The sequence below is a fragment of the Ferruginibacter profundus genome (genome assembly GCF_054783275.1).
In genome coordinates, this window is the sequence record NZ_BAAGQW010000003.1 from 723,316 (window position 1) to 747,033 (window position 23,718).

At 41.3% G+C, this 23,718-nt stretch carries 12 protein-coding genes; 2 read left to right on the forward strand and 10 right to left on the reverse strand.

Annotated elements, in window-relative coordinates:
- Positions 1-62: 62 nt before the first annotated feature.
- Positions 63-7,049, reverse strand: coding sequence for a M36 family metallopeptidase (locus ACYVM0_RS22845; protein ID WP_460561016.1), 6,987 nt, complete (start codon positions 7,047-7,049; stop codon positions 63-65).
- Between the two features lie 967 nt (positions 7,050-8,016).
- Between ACYVM0_RS22845 and atpA the strand changes: the two genes are divergently transcribed.
- Entirely contained in the window at positions 8,017-9,594 is a 1,578-nt protein-coding gene (gene atpA, locus ACYVM0_RS22850; RefSeq protein WP_460561018.1) for a F0F1 ATP synthase subunit alpha, read from the forward strand.
- 242 nt (positions 9,595-9,836) lie between these two features.
- On the opposite strand, the gene ACYVM0_RS22855 is transcribed toward atpA, so the two are convergent.
- From ACYVM0_RS22855 to ACYVM0_RS22895, 9 genes are all read right to left on the reverse strand, one after another.
- The gene (locus tag ACYVM0_RS22855; RefSeq protein WP_460561020.1) at positions 9,837-14,198 is read right to left on the reverse strand and encodes a beta propeller repeat protein; all 4,362 of its coding nucleotides are present in this window, start codon (positions 14,196-14,198) and stop codon (positions 9,837-9,839) included.
- Between the two features lie 318 nt (positions 14,199-14,516).
- Positions 14,517-14,939 (reverse strand): hypothetical protein, encoded by a 423-nt coding sequence (locus ACYVM0_RS22860; protein WP_460561022.1) that lies wholly within the window; start codon positions 14,937-14,939, stop codon positions 14,517-14,519.
- 10 nt (positions 14,940-14,949) lie between these two features.
- Positions 14,950-15,855, reverse strand: a complete 906-nt coding sequence (locus ACYVM0_RS22865; protein ID WP_460561024.1) for a hypothetical protein — start codon at positions 15,853-15,855, stop codon at positions 14,950-14,952.
- Positions 15,856-15,888: 33 nt separating this feature from the next.
- On the reverse strand, positions 15,889-16,440 hold the full coding sequence (locus tag ACYVM0_RS22870; RefSeq protein ID WP_460561026.1) for an RNA polymerase sigma factor: 552 nt from the start codon (positions 16,438-16,440) through the stop codon (positions 15,889-15,891).
- Positions 16,441-16,550: 110 nt separating this feature from the next.
- Positions 16,551-17,504, reverse strand: coding sequence for a transketolase family protein (locus ACYVM0_RS22875; protein WP_460561028.1), 954 nt, complete (start codon positions 17,502-17,504; stop codon positions 16,551-16,553).
- 126 nt (positions 17,505-17,630) lie between these two features.
- Positions 17,631-18,389, reverse strand: coding sequence for a polysaccharide deacetylase family protein (locus ACYVM0_RS22880; protein WP_460561030.1), 759 nt, complete (start codon positions 18,387-18,389; stop codon positions 17,631-17,633).
- Positions 18,390-18,474: 85 nt separating this feature from the next.
- Positions 18,475-19,530: an NAD-dependent epimerase/dehydratase family protein gene (galE, locus tag ACYVM0_RS22885; protein WP_460561032.1), complete on the reverse strand. Its 1,056-nt coding sequence runs from the start codon at positions 19,528-19,530 to the stop codon at positions 18,475-18,477.
- A gap of 68 nt (positions 19,531-19,598) precedes the next feature.
- Positions 19,599-21,311 (reverse strand): inorganic phosphate transporter, encoded by a 1,713-nt coding sequence (locus ACYVM0_RS22890; RefSeq protein ID WP_460561034.1) that lies wholly within the window; start codon positions 21,309-21,311, stop codon positions 19,599-19,601.
- Positions 21,312-21,377: 66 nt separating this feature from the next.
- Positions 21,378-22,028, reverse strand: a complete 651-nt coding sequence (locus tag ACYVM0_RS22895) for a DUF47 domain-containing protein (protein ID WP_460561036.1) — start codon at positions 22,026-22,028, stop codon at positions 21,378-21,380.
- 124 nt (positions 22,029-22,152) lie between these two features.
- Between ACYVM0_RS22895 and ACYVM0_RS22900 the strand changes: the two genes are divergently transcribed.
- On the forward strand, positions 22,153-23,460 hold the full coding sequence (locus tag ACYVM0_RS22900; RefSeq protein WP_460561038.1) for a porin: 1,308 nt from the start codon (positions 22,153-22,155) through the stop codon (positions 23,458-23,460).
- Positions 23,461-23,718 lie beyond the last annotated feature (258 nt).

Here is a 23,718-nt window from a genome sequence, read left to right on the forward strand (position 1 = left end):
TAAAAAAAGTCCCCTCCAACAAAGTTGGAGGGGACTTAAAATTATAAACCAAGATGTGTTGATTATCTTAAAACTTCCGTTCTGCCCATTGCTAAACGGTTTCCTACCACATCCACTACTTCAATCCAATAAACACCTGTACCATGGTTCCTCAGGTCAACATCCATTCTGGCATAAGGCGCAGAGATAGAGTAAGACTGAGTAAGCACCCTTTTACCTCTTGCATCGTAAACATTGATGCCACGTGGTAAGTTGGTATTATTGATGATGCTGTAGTATCTAACCTGGAACAAACCTCCGTTTGGTGTAGGATAGATGAATACCCTTCCACTTGCAGAATCTGTAATGGAAACCTGGTTAGATGTATTGGTACAACCATTTACATCGGTAACTCTTAAAGTGTAGTCGCCTAATGCATCAACTGTAACCAGATAAGAGCTGGCTGCTGCACCCGGAACCTGAACACCATTTCTCAACCAGGTATACGTAGCTGCTGCCGGTGTAACTGTAGAGAATAATGTTGTGGTTAAACCAGGGAACAGTTTCTTGTAAGGAGAAGCTGATAACACAATGGTTGGTAATGGATTTACTATAAGCCTTACCCTGTTAGAAGATAAAGGAGCACAAGGTGTTGTACTAACTGAATCTTTGTACAGGTATCCGCTCATAGATACCGGTGGAGCCGTGATAGTTAATGTAGTGGTTTTAGCACCTGCATAAACACCACCGTTAGCAACATCAGTCCATGTATTACCATTATCGGTACTTACTCTCCAGTTATGCGTAATTGAAGAGCCTGTAGCAACAGCTGTAAAGCTGGCCACTTTGTCGGTACAAACCGCTGCATCAACAGGTTGAGTAGTAAATGCTACCGGTTGGTTAACGGTAACTACCACTGTTCTTGATGGAGATGTACAAGCAGTAACGTTTGGTACCACACTTATACTACCAATAAAGTAGTAAGGGTTAAATGTTGGAGCACCAGGAACTGCCGGACCGGTATAACCGATATTAGACCCGGTAATGATATCACAACCACCCGCAGATCCGATAAGCTGGGTTCCTGTATTACTGAATACAAGGTTACCTGTACCTGAAGGAAGTGCTGCACTCACCAATATACCATAGGTAGTATTGGCTGGTATTACTAAAGTAAGACCTGATAAGAATGGCTGAACGTTAGGGAAGCCTATTGAAGTAATAGTACCCGTACCGAACTGATTCCAGCCATTAGCTGTAGTGATTGCGCCAGGCAAGCCATTTACTGGCGTTGTTTTGTAGTAAGCAGCTACGTTGGTTGCACCTGTAACATTACACATGCTGGAAATATCAGTTAGCGTAACAGCGTAGTTGTTATTGTTTCTTACGTTGAACGTAAGGGTAGTAAAGAATGTAGTGGCCGTATTGGTCATTGTAGGCACACTTGGAACCGGTGGCAAACTCTTCACTGTTGCCTGGTAAGTATAAACGCCTGATGGTGTTGGTTTAGTCCAAACTGAATCAACAGCTGTACCAGCAACATAAGGAGTAGATGCTAAAGCATCAGAGAATAATCCAGCAGCCGGAGTCCATACAGCAGGTGTAGCAGGTACACCCACGATATAATCGATGTCCAAAGACCAGTTATTCAATACACCTGCATCCGGTGCACCTGCATCGTATACAGCAAGTGTCCACGTACCGTTAGGTACAGAATATAAACCACTGAATGAAGCAACATCTGGTATAAAGCCGGTAGGACCACCAGGGAAGGTAAATCCAAAGGCTGTAAATGTAGCAGCTGCAGCATCAGGTTTAAATGTAGCTGTAAATGGAGCCGCGCCTGCACTTAACAAAGTAGTACCTGCAGAACTAATAACAGTGTTAGTGAAATTAGCACCCGGGTTATTAGTTTTATTAAGCATTGCATCCAGGTTAAACACCCTTCCGTTTGGAGCTTTTAACACCATCACCAGATCACCAACATATGCATGCGTAATGTTGAATTTAGCCCTGATGTTTGCGATGGTGGCACCCGCTGGAATACCGGCAACTGTGATAGTTGAGGTAGTTGCTGGGTACGAAGTAGGTACTGGCGGAATTGCCGGACCATCAGGAATAACAATATTTACTGTTCCTGAAGTAAATGTACCTGTAAATGATTGAGAAGAAGAACTTTTCAGTTTTACAGCCGGATCGCCTAAGCACATCAATACAGATGCAGGAGTAACTGTAGGAGCTGGTGGTGTATAATTAACCAGTGCCACTGCAGTTCCAACACAACCTGTTGTTGCGTTAGTACCAGATACTGTATAAGTAGTAAATGCAGTTGGAGCCGCATAAACTATTGGTGTTGATGTACCGGTATAAGCGGTTGTTGCTGTAGCGTCTGTATACAAGCCGGCTATTGGAGCCCAGGTGTATGTAGTTGCGCCACTTGCTGTTAACATTGTACCGCTAGTACCTGCCACACCGCCACAAGTTGAAGCTGGTGTAACTGTTACTGCTGGCAATGCCACAACAGTTAAAATAGCACCATTAGAGTTTGCATTAGGAGGACATGTGCCGCTAATTACGCAACGGTAACGGTTATTGTTCATTGCACCCGTTGTAGGGCTGATAGTTAATGTAGTTGTTGTAACACCGGAATAAGGTGCTGCATTGGCTAAATTAGTATAGGTAACACCGCCATTGGTGCTTTCCTGCCATTGATAAGTAATACCTGCACCAGTTGCACCTACAGTAAATGTTACCGGTAAACCAGAACAAATTGTAGTATTAACCGGTTGTGCGGTAACTTTTGGAAGCTGGTTAACATTGATAGTGATTGATGCCTGTCTTACACAACCAGCACCATTATCATGAAATACTGTGTAAGTAGTAGTAGCGGCTGGTGAAGCTGCAACAGGGTTAGTTGTTGTAGAGTTCAGGCCTGCTGCAGGAGTCCAAAGGAATGTACCTGTTGTAATAGGAGCAACCGATACGCCGGTGAAGTTAACCTTACCGATAAATCCTCTTGGAGTATTGCCTAAAACAGCCGGAGAAATATCACCTGCATAACCAATACCAGTACCTGTAATTAAGTCACAACCACCGGCAGATATTGTATAGATACCTGCGGCTACTGTACTGTACCTTAAATTACCCACATTAGCTGCAGTTTTAGATTCTACACCAAGGCCATAGGTTGCGCCTGCAGGTATAACCAATGTTGCACCTGTTAAGAATACCTGTGGAGTTGTAGTAGTGGTATTTGCAACCGCAGTGTATGCTCCGGTGGCAGCCACATTCCATCCGTTAGCAGCAGAAATAGCTCCTGGTGCACCCGAAATTGGTGTTGTTTTATAGTATAAAGTAGCAGTACTTGCACCACTTGCCGAAGCAATACTTTCAATTCCTGTAATAGTTACAGGGAACGGATTATTATTTTTAAAGTTAAAAATAACCAGACCAAAAGCATTGTTGTTGGTAAATGTTGTTGTAATTGTATAAGGTACTGCCGGACCACCTGGCTCACTTGCTGTTAATCTTACCGGATCGCCTGCACAAATTGTTGTGCCTGGGTCAGCAGCAATTGATAATGGAAGTGAAGCATTAAATGTTACCGTAGCAACAGATGAATTAACCGCTACACAACCTGGCACCTGAACTACAGCTCTAAAGTAAGTAGTTTGAGTAAGGTTGGTAAATGTTAATGTAGTTGTGGTATTTGCTATTGCAGTATATGGCCCTGCCAATACTGTTGCAGATTCCCAACGGATAACAGCACCTGTGTGACCAGATAAAGTTAATGTACCGGAGTTTGTAGTTCCGCAAACAGAAGTGCTTGACGGACTAACTGAACCACCAACAGATGCAGCTGCAACGTTTAATGTTGCTGAAAGACTTGTAGCCGTAGGGTTACAAGATCCTGTAACTACGCAACGGAAAAGGTTACCATTTTGTGCCAGCAAAGCTGTAAATGAATAAGTGCTTGCTGTAGCGCCCGGAACATCTGTCCAGCTACCACCACCGTTAGTGCTTACCTGCCATTGGTAGGTAACACCGCCTGTAGCTGTTGCAACGCAACTGAAGCTTGCTGTTGAATTATCACAAACTGTAGTGCTTACAGGTTGTGAGTTAATATTTGGAGAACATAAAATAAGCGGAGTGATCAATGTAACGGTATCTTTAAATGAAACCCTTACGTTAGATGCATTAAATAAGCTGGTGCGCATGTTTACTGCGGCAACAGCATCTAAAACGATATCATCTACCCACCATCCTGTAGGAGATCCTGTACCTGCAGTATTATCATCAGATGCAAACCTGAACCTGATTTTTACTGATTGACCTGCATATGCAGCCAGGCCGATAACAGTTGTAACCGGTAAACCTGCACCAACACTGGCACCAGTAAATGCAGCTCTGCCAGATAAGTTGTTACCAACTCCTGCACCCAGGCCACCATTATAACCACCACTTGTCATATTCGGACCTAAGTCAGTCCATGTAGCACCGCCGTTTGTGCTTATTTCCACTACACCTCCGTCCCATCCGGCTTCTGTGTTATACCTGTGTTTAAAAGTTAATCTTGGATAAGAGTTAGCCGGTAAAGCAATAGCCGACGTAGTTTCTAATTTCTGATCAGCTGCAGTTACCAGGTTCTCAACAAAGAATGAGTTTGGAGCACTGCTGCTTTGTGTAGAAACCACAGACCAAACATTACCAGGTGTTGCAGTTGTTGTCCATGTAGAAGGAATTGTTGCACCTGCAACTGTTTCATTCAATAAAGTTACAGGAGGGAAGTAACTACCCACATTTGCTGTAACAGTAAATGGATAACTGGTAGTACCCGCTGCCTGGCTAACGTTAAAGCTAACCACCCTGTTTGCTGCATTATAAGTACCACCACTTACATAAGTAACGTTAGTTGGCAATGTGTCGGTAGCAGTATAGTTAGCTATAGGAGAGCAAGTAGTTATCTTGTTTGCATAAATGATATTCTGACCTTCAGAAACTGTAGTAGTACCATTTTGAGTGGCTGCTAAAGTAATCGGAGGAGTGAAGTCAGGGATCTGGTCAGTTACACTGTTGGTTGATCCTTCTGATGCAAATGCTCCCATACCCCTTCTTCTGAATGCTTCCCAGATGGCGCAGTTATACTGACCACCGTACAGGTTTTGATCAGCTTGTAATATTGCATTTCTGCCACTGATAAATCCGGGGCTACATTGCTGCAACCTTAAACCTTCAGTTACCAGTTTCAATGCTATATTATTACCACCGCCGCCGGCAAGGTCATATAAGTTGGCATTAATACTACCATTCTGGTTAATGATATTCCATGTCATATCCCAAAGTGTAGCACACCATATTTCACCCCTGTCGTGCGGAGCTGCAGGAATTGAGGCGGCATATACTTTATTATTAACTGTAAAATCAGTACAGTATTTTTGAGAACGTATACCTAAACCCGTAATGGGCTGGTTTAATGCATAAGTACCAATACCTCTTGGTGAGTTGAAACCGGTGTTAAGGGTTGCCGTTGACCAGTCCTGTGTAAACATTAAACAGTAGTAATCACTCCATCCTTCACCCATTTGCTCAGCATTACCCAGGCAAGTAGCAATACCACCACCTGTAAAACGGTTACTGATACCATGACCATGTTCGTGAGTGATGATACCATTATCAACGTCACCATCTCTTTGCGGACTTGAAAGTGTCCACAGATACATCTGCATTCTTCCGCTACCACCATCGGCAGGTGTACTGAAGTTTGCGTTATTGGTACCACTACCATCTTGTGCTTCTGCATTTACGTGGTCGTTACCAACACCGCCCCTTCCCTGGTTATCATCCTGGAAGTTAGCACTGGCTTCGTTAAAGCCATATATATACATCACATCATGAATGATATTATTCCAATAGAAAAGGTTAGTAATATTAAACTGTTGGTTTTGTACCGGAGTGGTTTGTGTAGGAGCCACGGTAAAATTGGGAACAAAATCAAAAGTAAGAGGATCCGGTACAGTGGTAGAACTTGCTGAAGTTGCTACAGAACCGGAATTGGCATTAGCCTGATCCTGGTAAGCCCAAACATTGTTACCACGGGTATAAGTATAGTTAGTACCTGAAGTACCTGTATGCCATTTTAAACTTGTAGCATTACCGGTAGCTGCAGTCCATGGGTCTGTTCTTGTTGCCGGTGTACCGCCCGGGTGTATAGGACTTTCTGCGGGGAAAGGAATTACCCTGTAAGTAGCCGAGTTTACGATAGTTGGGCTGTTTGGAGATTCCTCAGTTAAAGAATTGATCTTTTTAAAATCAAAGGCATTATTGCCAGATACATTCTTTGTTACATCTTTAGTGAATTCAGGATAATTGATTCCTGTTTCCTGTGGCAATTCCGGACGACCCCAGTTATCATATACTGTAAGGTTATCCATGCCAATGATACTGTTATCAGTAGCGTCAACTTTTACCAGCCAGTAATCTGAAGTGGTTTTAGGTATGATATACACCTGCCAGGCCAGCTTCATCTTTTTTAATGAAGTGATATTATTTCTCGTTTCTTCTACCGGTGCCCATAATAACTGGGCAGTAATATTTTCACGGGATATTCCCATATTACTAAACTCTATTTTGTTACCATTATCTTTCCTGCCTAATGGAACAGCCATTTGAGTTGGTACTAACTTCCTGTCTGACAAGGCAGACTGAACAGCACCTTCGGCAGAAACAGCAGGAATACCTGTTGTAACATTGGCAAATTTTTCCATGCTGTGGTTAAAAGTACCGGCATTGGAAATAAGCTTGTTGTTTTTAAACGCCAAAACCAGCATCTGGTTGTATACCGGGATGCCTTTGTACGTTTGTTGCAGGTATACCATTCTGATGCCGGAAGCATTATCCTGGTAGGTGTTTGACACTTTTACATTGCTGAGATCGGCATCGGACAAACCAAGCGTGGCTTTGTTTGCGCTAACCAATTGCAATGCAACATTGTCATCTGCAGTGTTTAATTGTGCATTTGAAAAAAATACACTAAACAACAACGGAATAAGAAAGAGGAAAATTTTTCTCATAAATGTTTGTGTTAGTTTGAAATTAGTGATCGTTTTAGTTAATAGTTTAAAATCTCAGGTTGAAACAGTTTTAGTTTTTGCCGGGATAAAGGCAGGATTCTACTTAAAATTTGAGTTAAACAAATGTTATCAAACAGAAATAGAAACGGAAAATTACATCATTTTGCATATTGAACCAATAATTTTTTATGGTTTAAATAGAAATTCATACGCCTGTTGAAGCAAAACCTTACTGCGGCTGCATATTAAAAAACACAACCGGATTTCAAGTCTCTTTTTGGGCTTTATTTTTATTGATTTGAAGGTTAGTTATTGGTTGTATAGAAATTTTTATTCATAGGCTATCTGACTTATTATAATAATTATTCCTTTTTGCCATTTCCTACAACCTAAATCCGGGTGAAGAAATATGTTTATCCCTTTAATTTTTTAATCCTTCCTGGCATAGGCCAGATGATAATGATTCTTTAGTTTAACGCTGTGATTGCATATGTTTTTTTAGAGGTTCCTGTTGACAGCAAGGGTTATTATGCCAAGTGTACAGCTTAAAGTGAACTATTACGGGATATATACCAGCCTTACCATGACTTTGGTACGGAGTAACCCCCGGTTTGATACGGAGTAACCTGCCTTTCAGGTGGCTTTTACCTGCCTTTTACCTGCTGCCAGGGTGCGGTTTGTAAGTTAGCTGCTCTGATATTGCCGTCCTGATTTTAAACGTGTAGCTTTTGTATGTACGTTTAGCTTTTCATTTAATTTGTGTAGCCACCCGGGACTGATAGTATGTATGCCCTGATTATGCCGGATTACCGTTTAGCGCTGCGGTTTCCACTGCTTTTTTTACAAAAGTCTGTATTTGATCCGGTAATTTTAAATTACAGCATTTTTTTTGACATTCCCGCTACCACACCATACCTTTGCAGCCTGAAAAAATAAGCTCTTATAATAAATCATTAATTGATATTTTATGGTAGAAATTAAACCGGATGAAATTTCGGCGATTCTTCGCCAGCAGTTAAGCAACTTTAATGCTTCTGCAAGCCTGGAAGAAGTAGGAACCGTATTACAGGTGGGTGATGGTATTGCCCGTGTTTACGGCCTTAATAATGTACGCAGTGGTGAGCTGGTGGAATTTGACAATGGCGTAAAAGCTATTGCGCTTAACCTTGAGGAAGATAATGTGGGTGTGGTATTGATGGGTGACAGCAGCGAAATTAAAGAAGGTGATAAAGTAAAACGTACCGGCCAGATCGCTTCTATTAAAGTAGGAGAAGGTATGAGCGGACGTGTTATTAATACATTGGGTGAACCTATTGATGGTAAGGGCCCTATTAAAGGCGAATTGTACGAAATGCCTTTGGAACGTAAAGCACCGGGGGTAATTTTCCGTGAACCGGTAAAAGAACCTTTACAAACCGGTATCAAAGCTATTGATGCGATGATTCCTATCGGCCGTGGACAGCGTGAGCTGATCATTGGTGACCGCCAGACCGGTAAAACCGCTATTGCAGTGGATACCATCATCAACCAAAAAGAATTTTACGCAGCAGGCAAACCTGTTTATTGTATATATGTAGCTATCGGGCAAAAAGCTTCTACCATTGCCGGTATTATGAAGACTCTGGAAGAAAACGGAGCCATGGCATATACCACTATTGTTGCAGCTTCTGCATCTGATCCTGCTCCGTTACAGTTCTATGCGCCGTTTGCGGGTGCTGCCATCGGGGAGTTTTTCCGTGATACCGGCAGACCAGCATTGATCATTTATGATGATCTTTCCAAACAGGCTGTGGCATACCGTGAGGTATCTTTATTGTTAAGAAGACCACCGGGACGTGAAGCTTATCCTGGTGATGTATTCTACCTGCATAGCCGTTTATTAGAAAGAGCAGCAAAAGTTATTGCTAAAGATGATATCGCACAGCAAATGAATGACCTTCCTGCGTCAATCAAACACCTGGTAAAAGGCGGAGGTTCTTTAACAGCATTGCCTATTATTGAAACCCAGGCCGGTGACGTTTCTGCCTATATTCCTACCAATGTAATTTCAATTACCGACGGACAGATATTCCTGGAAGGTAACCTGTTTAACGCAGGTATCCGCCCGGCTATCAACGTGGGTATCTCGGTTAGCCGTGTGGGTGGTAATGCGCAGATCAAATCGATGAAAAAAGTGGCTGGTACACTTAAGTTAGATCAGGCACTTTACCGTGAGCTGGAAGCCTTTTCTAAATTTGGTGGTGACCTTGATGCTGCTACAAAAAATGTAATTGACAAGGGTGCAAGAAATGTGGAAGTATTAAAGCAGGCACAGTACAGCCCTTACAGTGTAGAAAAACAAGTAGCGATTATTTATTTAGGTACACAGGGTTTATTGAAAAATGTTGCTGTAAAAAATGTAAAGGCTTTTGAAGAACATTTCTTAATGGAAATGGAAACCAAATACCCTGAAATTTTAGCCGACTTTAAGAAAGGTAATTTACCGGAAGACGGATTGAAGAAAGTGACTGAGCTGGCAAATGGCTTATCAGCACAGTACAAATAATACAAGACAATTCCTTATAAAAAACAGGTTCAGAAGTAATATTCTGAACCTGTTTTTTTTGTGGCCGTATTTCCCTGTTAGAACTTCCAAGTATAATTTCTTCCTTAAAAATCTCTATTGTTTTAAAATAAGTGATGTATTGACTACGCCCTAATTAGTTTTACTTAAACGCAACATGAAAGAGACCGGCTTAACAGGAAACATTTTCTGCCAGGCCGGTCTCTTGTACAATCGCTGTTGCTCTATTGTTTTATAATAACTCTATTAAATTGTTGTTTATTATTTTCAACTGATAAAATATAGGTACCGGCACTAAATAAAGGCGGCACCGACAGTTCGATCAATGGCGTAATGCCCGGCATCCTTGCATCTGAATAAATTAATCTGCCACTCAGGTCAAACAATTTTACAGCTACCATGCCTGCCAAAGGTTTGCTGAACATGATATTAATTGAATTGTTGAAAGGGTTGGTTACACTTAACAATTCCAGGTTATCCTTGTCGCTTAACTTCAACAGAACGATATTGGAATACACTTCCTTTTGATTGAAGTCAATTTGTTTTAACCTGTAATATTGAATGTTGCTGAGCCTGGTTTTATCCAGGTATTGATACTGGCGCAATGTTGTTGAAGTACCGGCGCCGGGAACAAAAGCTATTTTTGTAAAGTTGATGCCGTCATAACTTTTTTCCAGGTCAAACCCTTTGTTGTTATTTTCAGTAACGGTAGTCCAATCCAGTACGCCAGACTTGTCTTTTACATAACCAGTAAATGACAACAGGGTTATTGGTAAAGGTGTACCGGGTTTACCCACTGCAAATCCTGAAAATCCGTTAGTGAAGGTAGCTTTAACGGTATAATCTGTACCAAATGTAGCCTGTGTTACCACGCTGTTTACTGTAACTGTACTTACCTGTTGGTTAGCAGGAGTTATACCACTGATGGGGCCTGTGGCCTTCACCATAGAAACGCCTGTCCATGATTGACCGGTTGCCGCTTCGTATCCTGCTTTTTCGGCAGCGGAATAATATAGTGTAATATCATAATTGCCGGTGGGGTTTGCATTTGTTGGGGTTACCTTAAAAGATTTATTCGTAAGGTAATTTGCAGGCGTATTGTTCCAGAATGCTGTGGTGGCTGTGCCTGCCCTGTCGATATCGATAGTGGTACAACCGTAATCGAATGCCGTATTGTTTTTTATCCTTGCCATGATATTGCCCGATGCATCATAGAAAGGTACATCATCATTAGGGCCAAGATAGGCTACTTTAGAGGTAATGGTGGTGGAAACCGGTGTACCTGTAACAGTTTGCGTTAATTTAATTGTTGGTTTTAAATCATTAAAATAAAGACTTACCGAGCCGAAAGATCCGGAACAATTTATACCATCCTGCCAAAACATATTACCCAATGCCGGACATGAGCCGCAGTCTGAATAGCCATAGGTCTGATCAGAAGTCTGGGTGCCATCTGCAGTGCCATTATCATAACAAAGTTCAACTGCAATATTATCAGTTCCGTTCCAGGTAAAAGGAACGTCGAAATTAAAATTGTTATAGCCTAATACGGTAGAGTATGTAAATGGATTTTTTACGATTGATGTACTTTGAACAAAGGCCGATCCATTTACCAAATTAGCCGTAGTGGTTCCTCCCATTTTTATGGTTAGATTGGTAAATGCCCTGGTACTGTTTTTGGCACCAATATAAAACTGGATTGCAGTAATATTGCCGGCAACCAGGCCTAAAGATGTTAATTCTGATGCCTTATACAGCATTTGCACCCGTTTACTCTGCAAAGCGCTGTTAAACAGTGCTGAACCAAGATTGCTGCTTAATGTACCTACTGTTTGTGTGTTTGTTGAAGAGGAAAGGGGTGCTGCGTCGTTATCATTAATGGTAAAAGCTAGTGTTTGATTGGCAACACCGGCCTGGGCATTTCCCCCTGTAACTGTGTAGTTCAATGTAAACGTTTCTGCGCTTTCCACGGCATCATCATCATAAACCCTTATTGTAAAGGGCTGTGCTGTTCCCGATCCGCCTGCAAAATTCAGCGTCATACTTGGGGCGGCAAAATTTCCGTTGGTAGTAACTGCATAGTCAACACCATTGGTGGCTGTAGCACCACCTGCTACGGCCAGGGTTACTGTTCCTGCAGCGGAAGGTGAATTGGCTATAACCATGTAGTAAGTATAATCTGTGTATCCCCTGCAACCGGTTTTAAATGTTGTGTATTCTGCTGCAGATGCTGCAGCTGTTTGAAATGACAAATCCGGTGTGGCAACGGTTGGAATAGTTGCTGTCCACAATCCGCGGCCATGGGTTGCTGCGGCAATGGTACGGTCAGCGCTTCTGTATTTTATCATATCTGTTCTAACTGTGGGGAAGGTGGGATTAGCATTCCAGACAGTACTTGCGCCGTTAATCAGGTCGGTTTGCCATACGCCGGTTTCGGTTGCAATAAATGCTTTTGTATTGCTGCCGGGATAAAACATACACCAGCGTACAGGCATATCCGGCAGGTTGCCGTCAATCGCCGTCCATGTTGCACCACCATCAGAAGAAATCCATATGTTGTTGATACCATAATTGGATTGGCAACACATCAGGTTTAAGTCACTAGTTCCAAAATTGATACAGGAAACAGTACCACCCGGAAGCCCGGTTGATCTGTCGGTACCTGCTGAAGCTGAAACAAATGTATTGGCACCATCTACCTGCATCACTTTACCACTACCGGTACCAAAGTACACCCGGTTGGCGGTGTAAGGTGATACACTTACTGCGGTAACGCTGCCTGTCATATTGGAAACATTTACAACTGCTGATGTACTGCCGCTTTGCGGATCTGTCCAACGCCTGTAACTTGACGCTGCATCTCCGCAATACATGATATTAGCGGTATTATCATAATCGAATGGATTAATAAATTGCCCTGCTGATGCGCTGAGGTTTACAGACGCCCAGGTAGCACCACCATCAGTACTTCTCTGGTATTGATTATACACATAAGAGCCAAATTGATATTGTGGCTGATCCTGGTCAATAGCTGTGTAGCCACCGTCTCCTCCCGTTACTTCAACCGTACTGCTTAACCCTGCGTTGCCGAACTGGTGTACACCATTATCTTGCGCACCAGCCAGGAAATAATTAGTTGTTGAAGGATGTATAGCACAGGAAAAAAATTGTTTAATCCTTAATCCTTTGTTCCGGTCGCTCATAGATGCGCCCTTATCGGTTGAGAAAAAAGCTCCCCCGTCGCAACCAAACATTAGTTTATTACCTCCATCCCACCATTGGATATCGTGCTGGTCGGCATGTACATAAAAACCCCCGGTTGAGGTAATCCAACTGGAAATTTTAGTCCAGTTTGTTCCGCCATTCGTGGTTTTCCATGTATCCAATCCGCCTACGATGCATGTTGCGCCACCCGAAGATGGATCAATGGCACAACTAAGTGCATACCAGCCTTGCTGGCTGGCCCAACCTGCTGTAGGTTGCCCTCCTGTGGCAGCCCAGTTGGCACCGCCGTCGGTAGATTTGTAAATGGCAGGAACCTGGTTACTGGCATCAGCAACAAGTGAATAAAGGGTATTGCCGTTAACGCAAATTTCGGCCCTGTTACTAAAAGATGGAAAAGCAACTGCGGGAGCCGTCCACGTGCCAGCGGCAACAGTTACCGGAATATCGGTATAGCGATAGGCCTGGGTGCTGAAAATACCGGCCACCACATGAAGCCTGCCGGCAGCACTGGTTGAGCTGATCTCAAGATCACAGATATCAGATACAAGACCGGTAGGTGTGATATTTGTCCATGCTGCACCACCACTGGCCACGGTTGAACGCAGCAATCCTGAGCCCCTTGTAGCCAGGTAAATATTGCCCAGGTAATCGCATAATATTCTTGTACAACTTGTATAGGTGCTGGTGCTGGCTAAATAGGTCCATGTTGCACCGCCATCAGTACTTTTAAAGACGCCATTTCCTCTCACTGCATCGAAATTATAGTAAGATTCACCGGTACAGAGATACATGATATTCTGAAAGCCGGGCCGGGGATCCTGGCAAATGTCGGAAATAGCCAGGTTACTCAGGTTATCGTTAATTAATACCCATGTGGCAGGCGATGCCGTAATATCAGATGTTCTCCAAAGTCCCCCATCAACACCACCCACCCAAACTGTTTTATGTGTGGCATCAGTAGAATCTACCATCATTGCCCTGATTCTTCCGGACGTGCTGGCGCCTGTTGGCCTTGAATTTCCAAAGGGGCCGGGTAAATCACTGTTTGGCCCTCTTTCAATCCAGGATAAGCCACCAATAAGTGATTGACTATTTATTTGTTTAAGATCGCTTGTGGTTTGTATTGCTGCCAATAATTTTTCACGGGGTACTTTTCCGGTAGCCGGATCTTTTATTCTTTCAAATTCCTGTTTGGCCGCAAGTTCGGGCCCGTCGTACATTTCATTTTCCTCTTCTCCATCCTGATCATGTAAATAATTACAGCTTCCGGTAAAAAGCAGCAGCATTACACTAAGGCAAATAATTTTAATTCCGTTAATAGCATAGCAATAGCTTTTGTTGAATTGAGCAGCAAATCTCATAGAAGGTTTTTGTTTTGAAGGTTAGTATGGCAGTAAAAGTAGTTTTTCGATATCCCTGATCCAAATTATTGTTATCAACATAAACTGATATCATGGCCAGTATATTGTTGAAGATGGCGAAATAATTTAAATAGATTGATTTTCAGCTATAAAGTGCATGAAATCGAGTGAGGCTGTGCCAGCCTGGAGATAACAATAAATGGCCTTGGTGCAACGGCATTTTTGCTGAAAAGGCTTGTATTTGCAGTTACAATTAATAATCCCGGCCTATAATAAAAAAACTCCCGATACGGGAGTTTTACAATTATAATTAAAAAATTAAACGCCTCTTCTTAATTTAGGCCTTTGGGGAATACCGTTTTGCTGATTGCGCATGCGCTCTACCAGCTTTTTTCTAAATTCACCATTAAGTGTAAAAAGCCTGTCTACTCTTTTTGGATCATTCAATATTTTAGTAAACCTGGGCTCGTATTTCTTTTTGATGTTAAGAATTAATTCTTCTTTTTTTAATTCTGATAAATCCGTCCCAACGGCTTTGATCTCTTTGTCAAACTCATTGTGTACCGGCCAGAAAGCCTGGGCTTCAGCTTCTGAAAGCTGTAACTTGTTTGTTATAAAAGCTACATAAAGCGCCTGAAGTTTTTCCTGCTTTTTTGTGGCATCCGGATCCTGTGGCGTTTGTGCATTAACGGTATTAACTCCTATCAAGGCTACTATCAAAAAAAACAATATCTTTTTCATCTTTGTAAATTTAATTCGTCTGGGTATTATTATCTAACTGGTTAAACAAATCGTCAATTTCATTGCTTTCTGTTTTATCAGTATTCAGGGTTTCTTCGTTGTCTAATTTATCCTGCATCTGGCTAACTGCAACAGCAGCTTCCACATCCACTCCATCTTTAGCCAAAAAACTGGCAATATCTTCATTACTTACTTTTGCAAATTCCTGTTCGAATGTATTTTTCTTTGCAATTTCCAGTCCTTTCAAATTAGCAGCAGTTAAAGGCGCAACTTCACCAGATCCGCCTTTATTGTTTGTAAATTTATACACGCCTAATGCCATTACTCCTGTAAACACTGCAGCAATTGCGTATTTTAAAATAGTATTAGTACTGCGCCTTTGCATGGTAACTACTTTGGCCTGCTGCGGCTGTACTTTAGCAAGTATAGTTGCTGATAATGATTCAAAATAACCTTGCGGCACTGTAAATACATTTTTAGTTTGCAGGCCCTGCAATGTTGGTGATAATGTGTTCAATTCTGCAACGGCATCATCTGCTGCATTTATTGTATGTAAAACATTACCGGCTAATGATTCAAAGTAACCTTGTGGTACTGTAAATACATTTTTATTTTCTATGCCAGCCAACAAGGGAGATAACTCATTCAATTCTGTTGCCGCACTATCGTTTACTTTTATCTTATTGAGAATATTGCCGGCCAGTGATTCAAAATAGCCTTCGGGTACCTGCATGGAAGCAGGCGCTTTAATTGAACCTAAAATATCTCCTTCTTCTTCCTTTATACTGATTAAAACAGTAGCCCCCAGGCTTTCAAAATAACCGGCAGGAACAGTAAATACATTTACCTTCTCTATCCCAGCAATTACCGGGCTAAGTGCTTTCAATTCATTCCATATGTCCTTGCTGTTTTCCATTACCTGTTTGAGACGCTGTTTGTTATTAAAAGTTTAATTATTCAGTATAAATTCCTCAATCTTTTTTACTGCATGATGGTAACTTGCTTTAAGGGCCCCTTCACTGGTTTCCAAAACCCTGCTCATTTCTTCGTAAGGCATTTCGTCGTAATACCGCAAACTAAACACAACTTTCTGTTTTTCAGGCAATTGCTGAATGGCTACCTGTAGTTTCCACTCCAGTTTATTGGCGTCAAAGTGTTCACTTGCTTTTAGCTTATTGCTCAGGCCATTTTCTACATCGCCTAAAGACACCGAGGTTCTTTTTTTCTGCTGTTCAATAAAAGTAAGCGATTCATTTGTTGCTATCCGGTACAGCCAGGTATATAGCTGGCTGTCTTCCCTGAAATTTTCCAGGCCTTTCCATACTTTGATGAACATGTTTTGCAGTACATCATTGGCGTCTTCATGTTCTACCACCATACGGCGGATATGCCAGTATAGTTTTTCCTGGTACTTTTTAATGATAGCGGTAAACGCCTTTTCTTTTGTAGCCGGTTCAGCAAACTGAATCAGCAGTTCTTTATCATCTAAATGTGTAGCCATATAAGGTTTGAGGCAGTAAAAATAAAAAAACCAATCGGTAAGATTGGTTTTTAGTATAAAAGTTTAATCCAAAGCTGTGTATGACTATTCTGAACCGTACTGCCACCTGTCTATTTACGTGCCATTACTTTTTGTGCAGCTGCTACAATATCCGGGGTATCCAAACCATATTTTGTTAGCAGCTCGGTAGGTTTACCGCTTTCGCCAAAGGTATCGTTGGTACCAACGTATTCGATGGGTATGGGAAAATGTCTGGCAGCCACCTGAGCAATACTATCGCCTAATCCTCCAATGATATTATGCTCTTCGGCAGTAACTGCACATTTGGTTTTTTTAATTGAAGCCAACACTGCTTCGGTATCCAACGGTTTAATAGTATGTATGTTGATCACTTCCACGCTAATGCCTTTTTCTTCCAGTATTTTCCCGGCTTCAATAGCTTTCCATACCAGGTGGCCACAGGCAAAAATAGTTACATCTGTACCTTCGGATAGTTGTTGTGCTTTACCTATTACAAAATCTTCTTCTTTAGTAAAAATGGGCCATACGGGGCGGCCGAAGCGCAGGTAAACCGGCCCTTCGTAATCTGCAATAGCTTTTGTAGCGGCTTTGGTTTGATTATAGTCAGCAGGAACGATCACCGTCATGCCGGGCAACATTTTCATCAGGCCGATATCTTCCAGTATCTGGTGAGTAGCACCATCTTCACCCAGCGTTAAGCCGGCATGGGAAGCACAGATCTTTACATTTTTTCCGCTATAGGCAACACTCTGGCGTATCTGATCGTAGACTCTTCCGGTAGAAAAGTTGGCAAAAGTAGTGGTATAGGGGATTTTGCCACCGATGGTTAAACCGGCCGCAATACCAATCATGTTAGCCTCGGCAATACCGCATTGCACAAAACGCTCCGGAAATTCTTTGATGAAACCATTCAATTTCATGGAACCCAGCAGATCGGCCGTTAATGCAATGATGTTGGGATTTTTTCTTGCAGCTTCCAGAATACCATCTCCAAAACCGCTACGGGTATCTTTATTACCTGTTACCTCTATTTTACTGAGCATATAAATAAACCTTTTTAATATTGTATAAGAATGAAGTGCAAAGTAAAAGAAAGATTTGATTGAAAATATGGGCAACTTAAAAAGTTGCCCACATTGTTTTAGCTAATTCCTGTACAAGAAATTTATTTAATCGGAAATTTCTGACACCGTATAATACCTGAGCTTATTTTCTTTTGCAAATGCAAATATTTTCATCAGGCGATGTAAAGTAGTGCTGAATTTACTGGGGGTATTTATATCGTGTACCACAAATACAACACAGGCGCTATTATTTTTTGCTGATTGTAAGAGGTTAATGATATCCGGATCGCTGCGTTTGCTGCTTTTGTCGATACCCAGGCCATATAAAAGATCGTTGTGCTGCGTGGGCACCACACTTTTAGAGAAATCCTGTGTGCCGTTAAGCGCTCTAACACTTTTGAAATAGCGCATCAGCATTTTATCAAATACTGCATTGTGGGCACCGTAGGGATAGGCAAATGTAGTGGGATAGAAGCCATCCTGGTTCATCAGCTTAAGGCCGGCTTCCACTTCGCAACGCATGAGATCGTCGATAGAATGCCTGCTTTTATATACATAATCTTCCATATTATAATGATTGGTGGTATGGAAGGCAATTTCGTGTCCGTGGCTTTTTATAATGCCCAGTTTTCTTTTTTGATCTGCAGTAAAGCGATTGTATTTACAGATGTAGAAAGTGGCTTTTACTCCCAGGCTATCCATGAGTGGTAAATATTCAAACCAATTATCTACCCTGTCATCATCAAAAGTGAGTACAACACCGGGTTCCTGCATATGCCCCTCTTTCTCAAATTTTTTACACCCCGAGAAGCACGCAATAATGATTACAAAGGCACATAATGCCCCAACAAGTTTTTTTGCCATAAATAGAATTTTACCGGGCGACTTTAATTAGAATATTGGTTTCTTGGGTTGAGGACTTTGGGGAGGTGGCGAAGATAATAGAAAATTAATTTAAACCAGCAATTTGGGTAGCAAAAAGATTTTCATCATTTTTCAGCTTTAATTCCCATTTCCAGGCGGTGTCCATCATAACATCGATGCCTAAACCGGGGGTCCAGCCCAAATCAGTCTTAGCTTTGCTGTTATTGGCATAAATGGCCACCACATCTCCGGGACGGCGTGGGCCGAGTTTGTAATTTAATTGCACCCCGCTTACTTTTTCAAAAGCTGCAATTACTTCCAGTACGGTATAGCCATTGCCGGTGCCCAGGTTGAACACTTCGCAATTGGAGGTATTTTTATTGCTGATAAGGTAGTTTAAAGCCAATGTATGTGCATGGGCAATATCACATACATGTATGTAGTCTCTTACGCAACTGCCATCCCTGGTATCGTAGTCGGTACCAAATACATTCATCACCGGAATTTTGCCAATAGCAGTTTGTGTTATTGCAGGAACCAGGTTGGCGGGTTTGCCAATTGGCAATTCCCCGATATTGATAGAAGGGTGGGCACCCACGGGATTAAAATAGCGTAATAAAATTGCGTTTACCGAGTTACTTTTTATGGTGTCTCTTATTATTTGCTCACCCATTTGTTTGGTAGCCCCGTAAGGTGATTCTGCAGGTTTTTGCGGCGTATCTTCGGTTACTATCATACTATCAGGATTGCCGTATACGGTGCAGGACGAAGAGAAAACAAAATGCGGCACATTAAATTCTTCGGCGCATTTTAATATGTTGATAAGAGAATTAAGGTTATTGCCAAAATACATCAGTGGCTTTTCCACTGATTCCCCCACAGCTTTATACGCTGCAAAGTGAATGATACCTTTTATATCGGGGTTTTCCTGGAAGATAGCGTAGGTATCATCATATATACAAAGGTCTACTTTGTAATTTTTTATTTTTTTATTGATGATCTTTTCTACCCCGTTGAGTATGCCTTCGTTGCTGCGGGAGTTATTATCCGCACAAATAACATCAAACCCATTTTGAACCAGATCCACTATGGTGTGAGAGCCAATATAGCCGCAGCCACCGGTTACCAGTATTTTGTCCATGTTACAAAGAAAATAAAAAAATCACTCAGTTGCGTGAGTGATTTTTTTATTCAGTAGTTATTTTGATCTTATTTAATAAAAAAAGAAACGATATAGTATACCAGTGCTGCCAGCAAACCACTTACAGGTATGGTTAATATCCAGGCCCATAATAAATTCAGCGTTACCCCCCAGCGTACAGCACTTAACCGCTTGGTGGCACCTACACCAATGATACAGCCTGTAATAGTATGCGTAGTAGAAACGGGAATACCCATTTGTTCGGTAAAGAATAGTGTAAAGGCACCGGCAGTTTCGGCGGCCACACCTTCAAGCGGTGTAACTTTTGTAATTTTTGTACCCATGGTTTTAATGATCTTCCAGCCGCCACTCATTGTACCAAGGCCAATGGCCAGGTAACAGGCCACGGGAACCCAGCCCGGCAAGTCGGAGAAGTTTTGAATACTGCCATTAGCAATTAAAGCGGCACCGATAATACCCATTACTTTTTGAGCGTCGTTACCGCCATGCCCGATACTGAATGCAGCAGAACTAAACAACTGCAAACGCTTAAACATGATAGCAACTTTGTAAGCGGTGGGTGTTCTTATTTTTTCTACATATAAATAGATAAGGCAGAAAATAATTGAGGTGATGATAATACCCCAAACAATTTTGCTATTGTCGGCTTTGTCTACATCTTTAGCTAAAGCTTTTTCAATATTGAATGTGGCGATTTTTGCTTTTACTTTTTCTTTGTTTACCTCATCAATCGGGTAAATAGTGTTTAATGCCAGTATGGTGCTATCCAGGGAAATTTCCTTGTTTAAAAATTTCTTTAATGGCTCCTTATATTTTTCTGTTTCTACTTTAGCAATGTCGTACTTAGCTTTACTGGCCGCATCGCTGGCAGCTTTAGATTCCAGCACTAAAAAATCGTTAGTATTTCTAACATCATCTTTTAACCTGCTGGCCTCAATGCTTTTGAGCCATCCGTTGTCATATGCTTTTTTAGCAACGCCTTTTGCGCCAAGTTCATTAAAGTTTCCTATCAGCCCCAGTATGTTTTTATAATCAGGCATTGCTTTATCCAGCTTTGACTTTGCAGCAGTATAATTTTTTAAAGCAACTGTATCAGAAGGAGCGGCTTCTTTTTTTGCCAATGCTTCGGCGCTTTCTTTCTGGTATTTATCAATTTTTAAAAACTTCTGCAGGTTTTCATCCATTTTATTATTCTGAAAATGATGAAATAACATCGTGGTTAGAAATGTTGCCAATGCTATAATCCCTATACGCAGCCACACGTTTCGCATTATGGTGACTATTGTTATAAAGATGGAGATACATCCTCCTATTATTGGTGCCAGGAAGATGAAGAGTATAGTTTTTATGATGATATCTGATTCTATTATTTTACCCCAGCTGTACCCTATTCCTTTTAGAGATAAGGCATGAGCAATTGCTGCACCAGCAAACCCACCTATAAGTGTATGCGAAGATGAAGAAGGAATACCATACCACCATGTTAAGAGGTTCCAGAAAATAGCTGCTATTAAACCTGATAAGATAACGGGCAATGTAATGAATTCTTTATTTACCGTTTTGCTGATGCTGTTGGCAACTGCGTGGTCTTTAAAAATAAAGAAGGCCACTACGTTAAAAAAAGCCGCCCAAACCACCGCCTGGAATGGAGTTAATACTTTTGTGGATACTACTGTTGCAATTGAGTTAGCTGCATCGTGAAAGCCGTTGATATAATCAAATATTAAGGCAAGGGCTATAATTATTATTACTAAAGTCATGTTAGTATTAGTTGAGGTTGATAGTTAATGGTTTGCAGTTAGTTACTACAAACTGTACACTACCGGCTATGCATATTTTACAATTATACTTTCAATTACATTGGCCGCATCCTCACATTTGTCGGTTACTATTTCCATTACCTGGTAGATCTCTCTTTTTTTAATTACTTCCTTCACATCATTTTCTTCGGCAAATAATTTTTCGATGCTCATATCAAAAATGTCATCTCCCTGGTTTTCTATGCTGTTGATCTGTACCAGGGCATCGGTGATCTGGCGCATATTTTTCATATTGCGTAATTCTTTTACCGCATTATGAACAGCCACGCAACCCTGTGCAATAATATCGGCCATTTTTTGTATACCCATATCATTAGGGTTTACCCTGTAAAAATTTATCTTTTTAGCAGATGCCTGGATATAATCTGCAATATCATCCAGGGCAGAAGCCAGGTAGTGAATATCTTCCCTGTCAAATGGGGTAATAAAGTTTTTTCCTAATTCTGTAAATATCTGGTGCGTATAATCATCGTTTATATGCTCCATGTCTTCCACTTCTTTTATTAGTTTTGCCCTTTCATCAAAGTCGGGTTCGTTAACCACTTCTTTTAATTTTTCACCCATTTTAACCAGTACATCCACCACACTTTCAAACAGTTGAAAAAACACCCTGTCTTTAGGTAAAAAGATCTTTAAAATTGAGTTCAAGCCTGCCATAGTTATAAATTTTGCGGCAAAGGTTAGCTATTAGCCCAAAATAATAAAGGCCTTTTAAAATGGTAATGATTTGTTAACACAGGGGTAACATTAAATTGTTATTCCTTTGCGGCAAAATTTGTTTATGCTTAAGAAAAAACTGCCTTTACTGGCTGTAACACTACTGTTATGCCAGCTATTGCAAGCCCAGTATTTAATGGATATGGTAGATACCACAAAGGACATGGGTAAAGGTATGCTGGCCTTATACAACCGCTTAAACAAAATAAGGCTTTCAGGATATATTCAACCACAATTCCAGGTAGCAGAAAGCAAGGGTGCCAAAGGTTTTGCCGGGGGTGATTTTGCCCCCAACAGCAGCAACCGGTTTATGCTGAGAAGGGCAAGGGTAAGGTTTGATTACATCAGTTTTCCTGCAAATCCTAAAGGTTTGTCATTACAATTCGTTTTTCAATACGATATTACCGAAAGAGGTTCCAATGTAAGAGATGTGTGGGGCAGGTTTTTTGAAAATAAGTACCAGCTTTTTGCCTTTACCACAGGTTTGTTTGCACGACCATTCAGTTACGAATTAAATTTATCCAGTGCCGACCGGGAAAGCCCTGAACGTGGCCGTATGAGCCAGATACTGTTGAAAGTGGAAAGGGATCTTGGTGCGATGGTAACATTTGAACCGAGAGTGCCCACCAATAAAATGAAATTTTTAAAAGTTGATGTTGGTATTTTTAACGGGCCGGGTGTAAATGCCACCACTGATTTTGATAATCATAAGGACCTGATTGGAAGGGTTACCATTAAACCACAGTATATTTCAAAAAAAATAACGCTGGGCGCCGCGGCTTCTATACTATACGGTGGTTTTAACCAGAACACAAAATATGTATACCAGTCAACAACCGTTGGCGGTATAAAAAATTTCGTTGTTGATTCTGCCGCCGATAATTTTAATAAAATTGCCCCCAGGCATTATTATGGTGCTGATGCCCAGTTAAAAATTAAAAACAAAGCCGGATACACAGAATTAAGAGCAGAGTATATGATGGGTAAACAAACGGCATCGGCTACCAGCAATGAAACACCGGCGGTATTATTTACAGGTACAGATGGTTACTATATCCGTAAATTCAATGGTGCTTATTTTTATTTTCTGCAACATTTAGGGAGTACCCATCACCAGGTGGGCATAAAATACGATTGGTACGACCCCAATACCGGTGTTAAAAATGATGAGATAGGAAAAGCCGGCAGCAATATGAATGCCGCCAATATTAAATTTTCCACTTTAGGCTTTGGTTACATTTATTATATTACCGATAATGCCAAGCTGATATTATGGTACGATAAAATTACCAATGAAAAAACATCATTGGCAGGATATACTACCGATGTAAAAGATAATGTATTTACCTGCAGGCTGCAATTCAGGTTTTAAAAAAAGCCGTTGTAATATTTACTTAACAATTTATTGCTGATTAGGTAACACTGTATTTACCTGCTGTTAACAGCAACTGCTGCATCTTTGCAGTGCATAAAGATACTGCACTCCAATAGCATATTTTTATATGTTTTTAACCTTACCCGGTTATAACTGCAGTTAGTTTTGGTATACATACATAGCGTCTTTCTCATGTTGCGTTTAGCAGGGCCATTTTCTGGCCCTGCTTTTTTTGTTTTATGACCGTTTGAAATT

Bases quoted from the DNA above. Each gene is read 5' to 3' on its own strand.
- ACYVM0_RS22895 (WP_460561036.1), bottom strand. From the start codon at position 22,028: ATGGCAGGCTTGAACTCAATTTTAAAGATCTTTTTACCTAAAGACAGG.
- galE (WP_460561032.1), bottom strand. From the start codon at position 19,530: ATGGACAAAATACTGGTAACCGGTGGCTGCGGCTATATTGGCTCTCAC.
- ACYVM0_RS22880 (WP_460561030.1), bottom strand. From the start codon at position 18,389: ATGGCAAAAAAACTTGTTGGGGCATTATGTGCCTTTGTAATCATTATT.
- ACYVM0_RS22865 (WP_460561024.1), bottom strand. From the start codon at position 15,855: ATGGAAAACAGCAAGGACATATGGAATGAATTGAAAGCACTTAGCCCG.
- ACYVM0_RS22875 (WP_460561028.1), bottom strand. From the start codon at position 17,504: ATGCTCAGTAAAATAGAGGTAACAGGTAATAAAGATACCCGTAGCGGT.
- ACYVM0_RS22860 (WP_460561022.1), bottom strand. From the start codon at position 14,939: ATGAAAAAGATATTGTTTTTTTTGATAGTAGCCTTGATAGGAGTTAAT.
- ACYVM0_RS22870 (WP_460561026.1), bottom strand. From the start codon at position 16,440: ATGGCTACACATTTAGATGATAAAGAACTGCTGATTCAGTTTGCTGAA.
- atpA (WP_460561018.1), top strand. From the start codon at position 8,017: ATGGTAGAAATTAAACCGGATGAAATTTCGGCGATTCTTCGCCAGCAG.
- ACYVM0_RS22845 (WP_460561016.1), bottom strand. From the start codon at position 7,049: ATGAGAAAAATTTTCCTCTTTCTTATTCCGTTGTTGTTTAGTGTATTT.
- ACYVM0_RS22855 (WP_460561020.1), bottom strand. From the start codon at position 14,198: ATGAGATTTGCTGCTCAATTCAACAAAAGCTATTGCTATGCTATTAAC.
- ACYVM0_RS22900 (WP_460561038.1), top strand. From the start codon at position 22,153: ATGCTTAAGAAAAAACTGCCTTTACTGGCTGTAACACTACTGTTATGC.
- ACYVM0_RS22890 (WP_460561034.1), bottom strand. From the start codon at position 21,311: ATGACTTTAGTAATAATAATTATAGCCCTTGCCTTAATATTTGATTAT.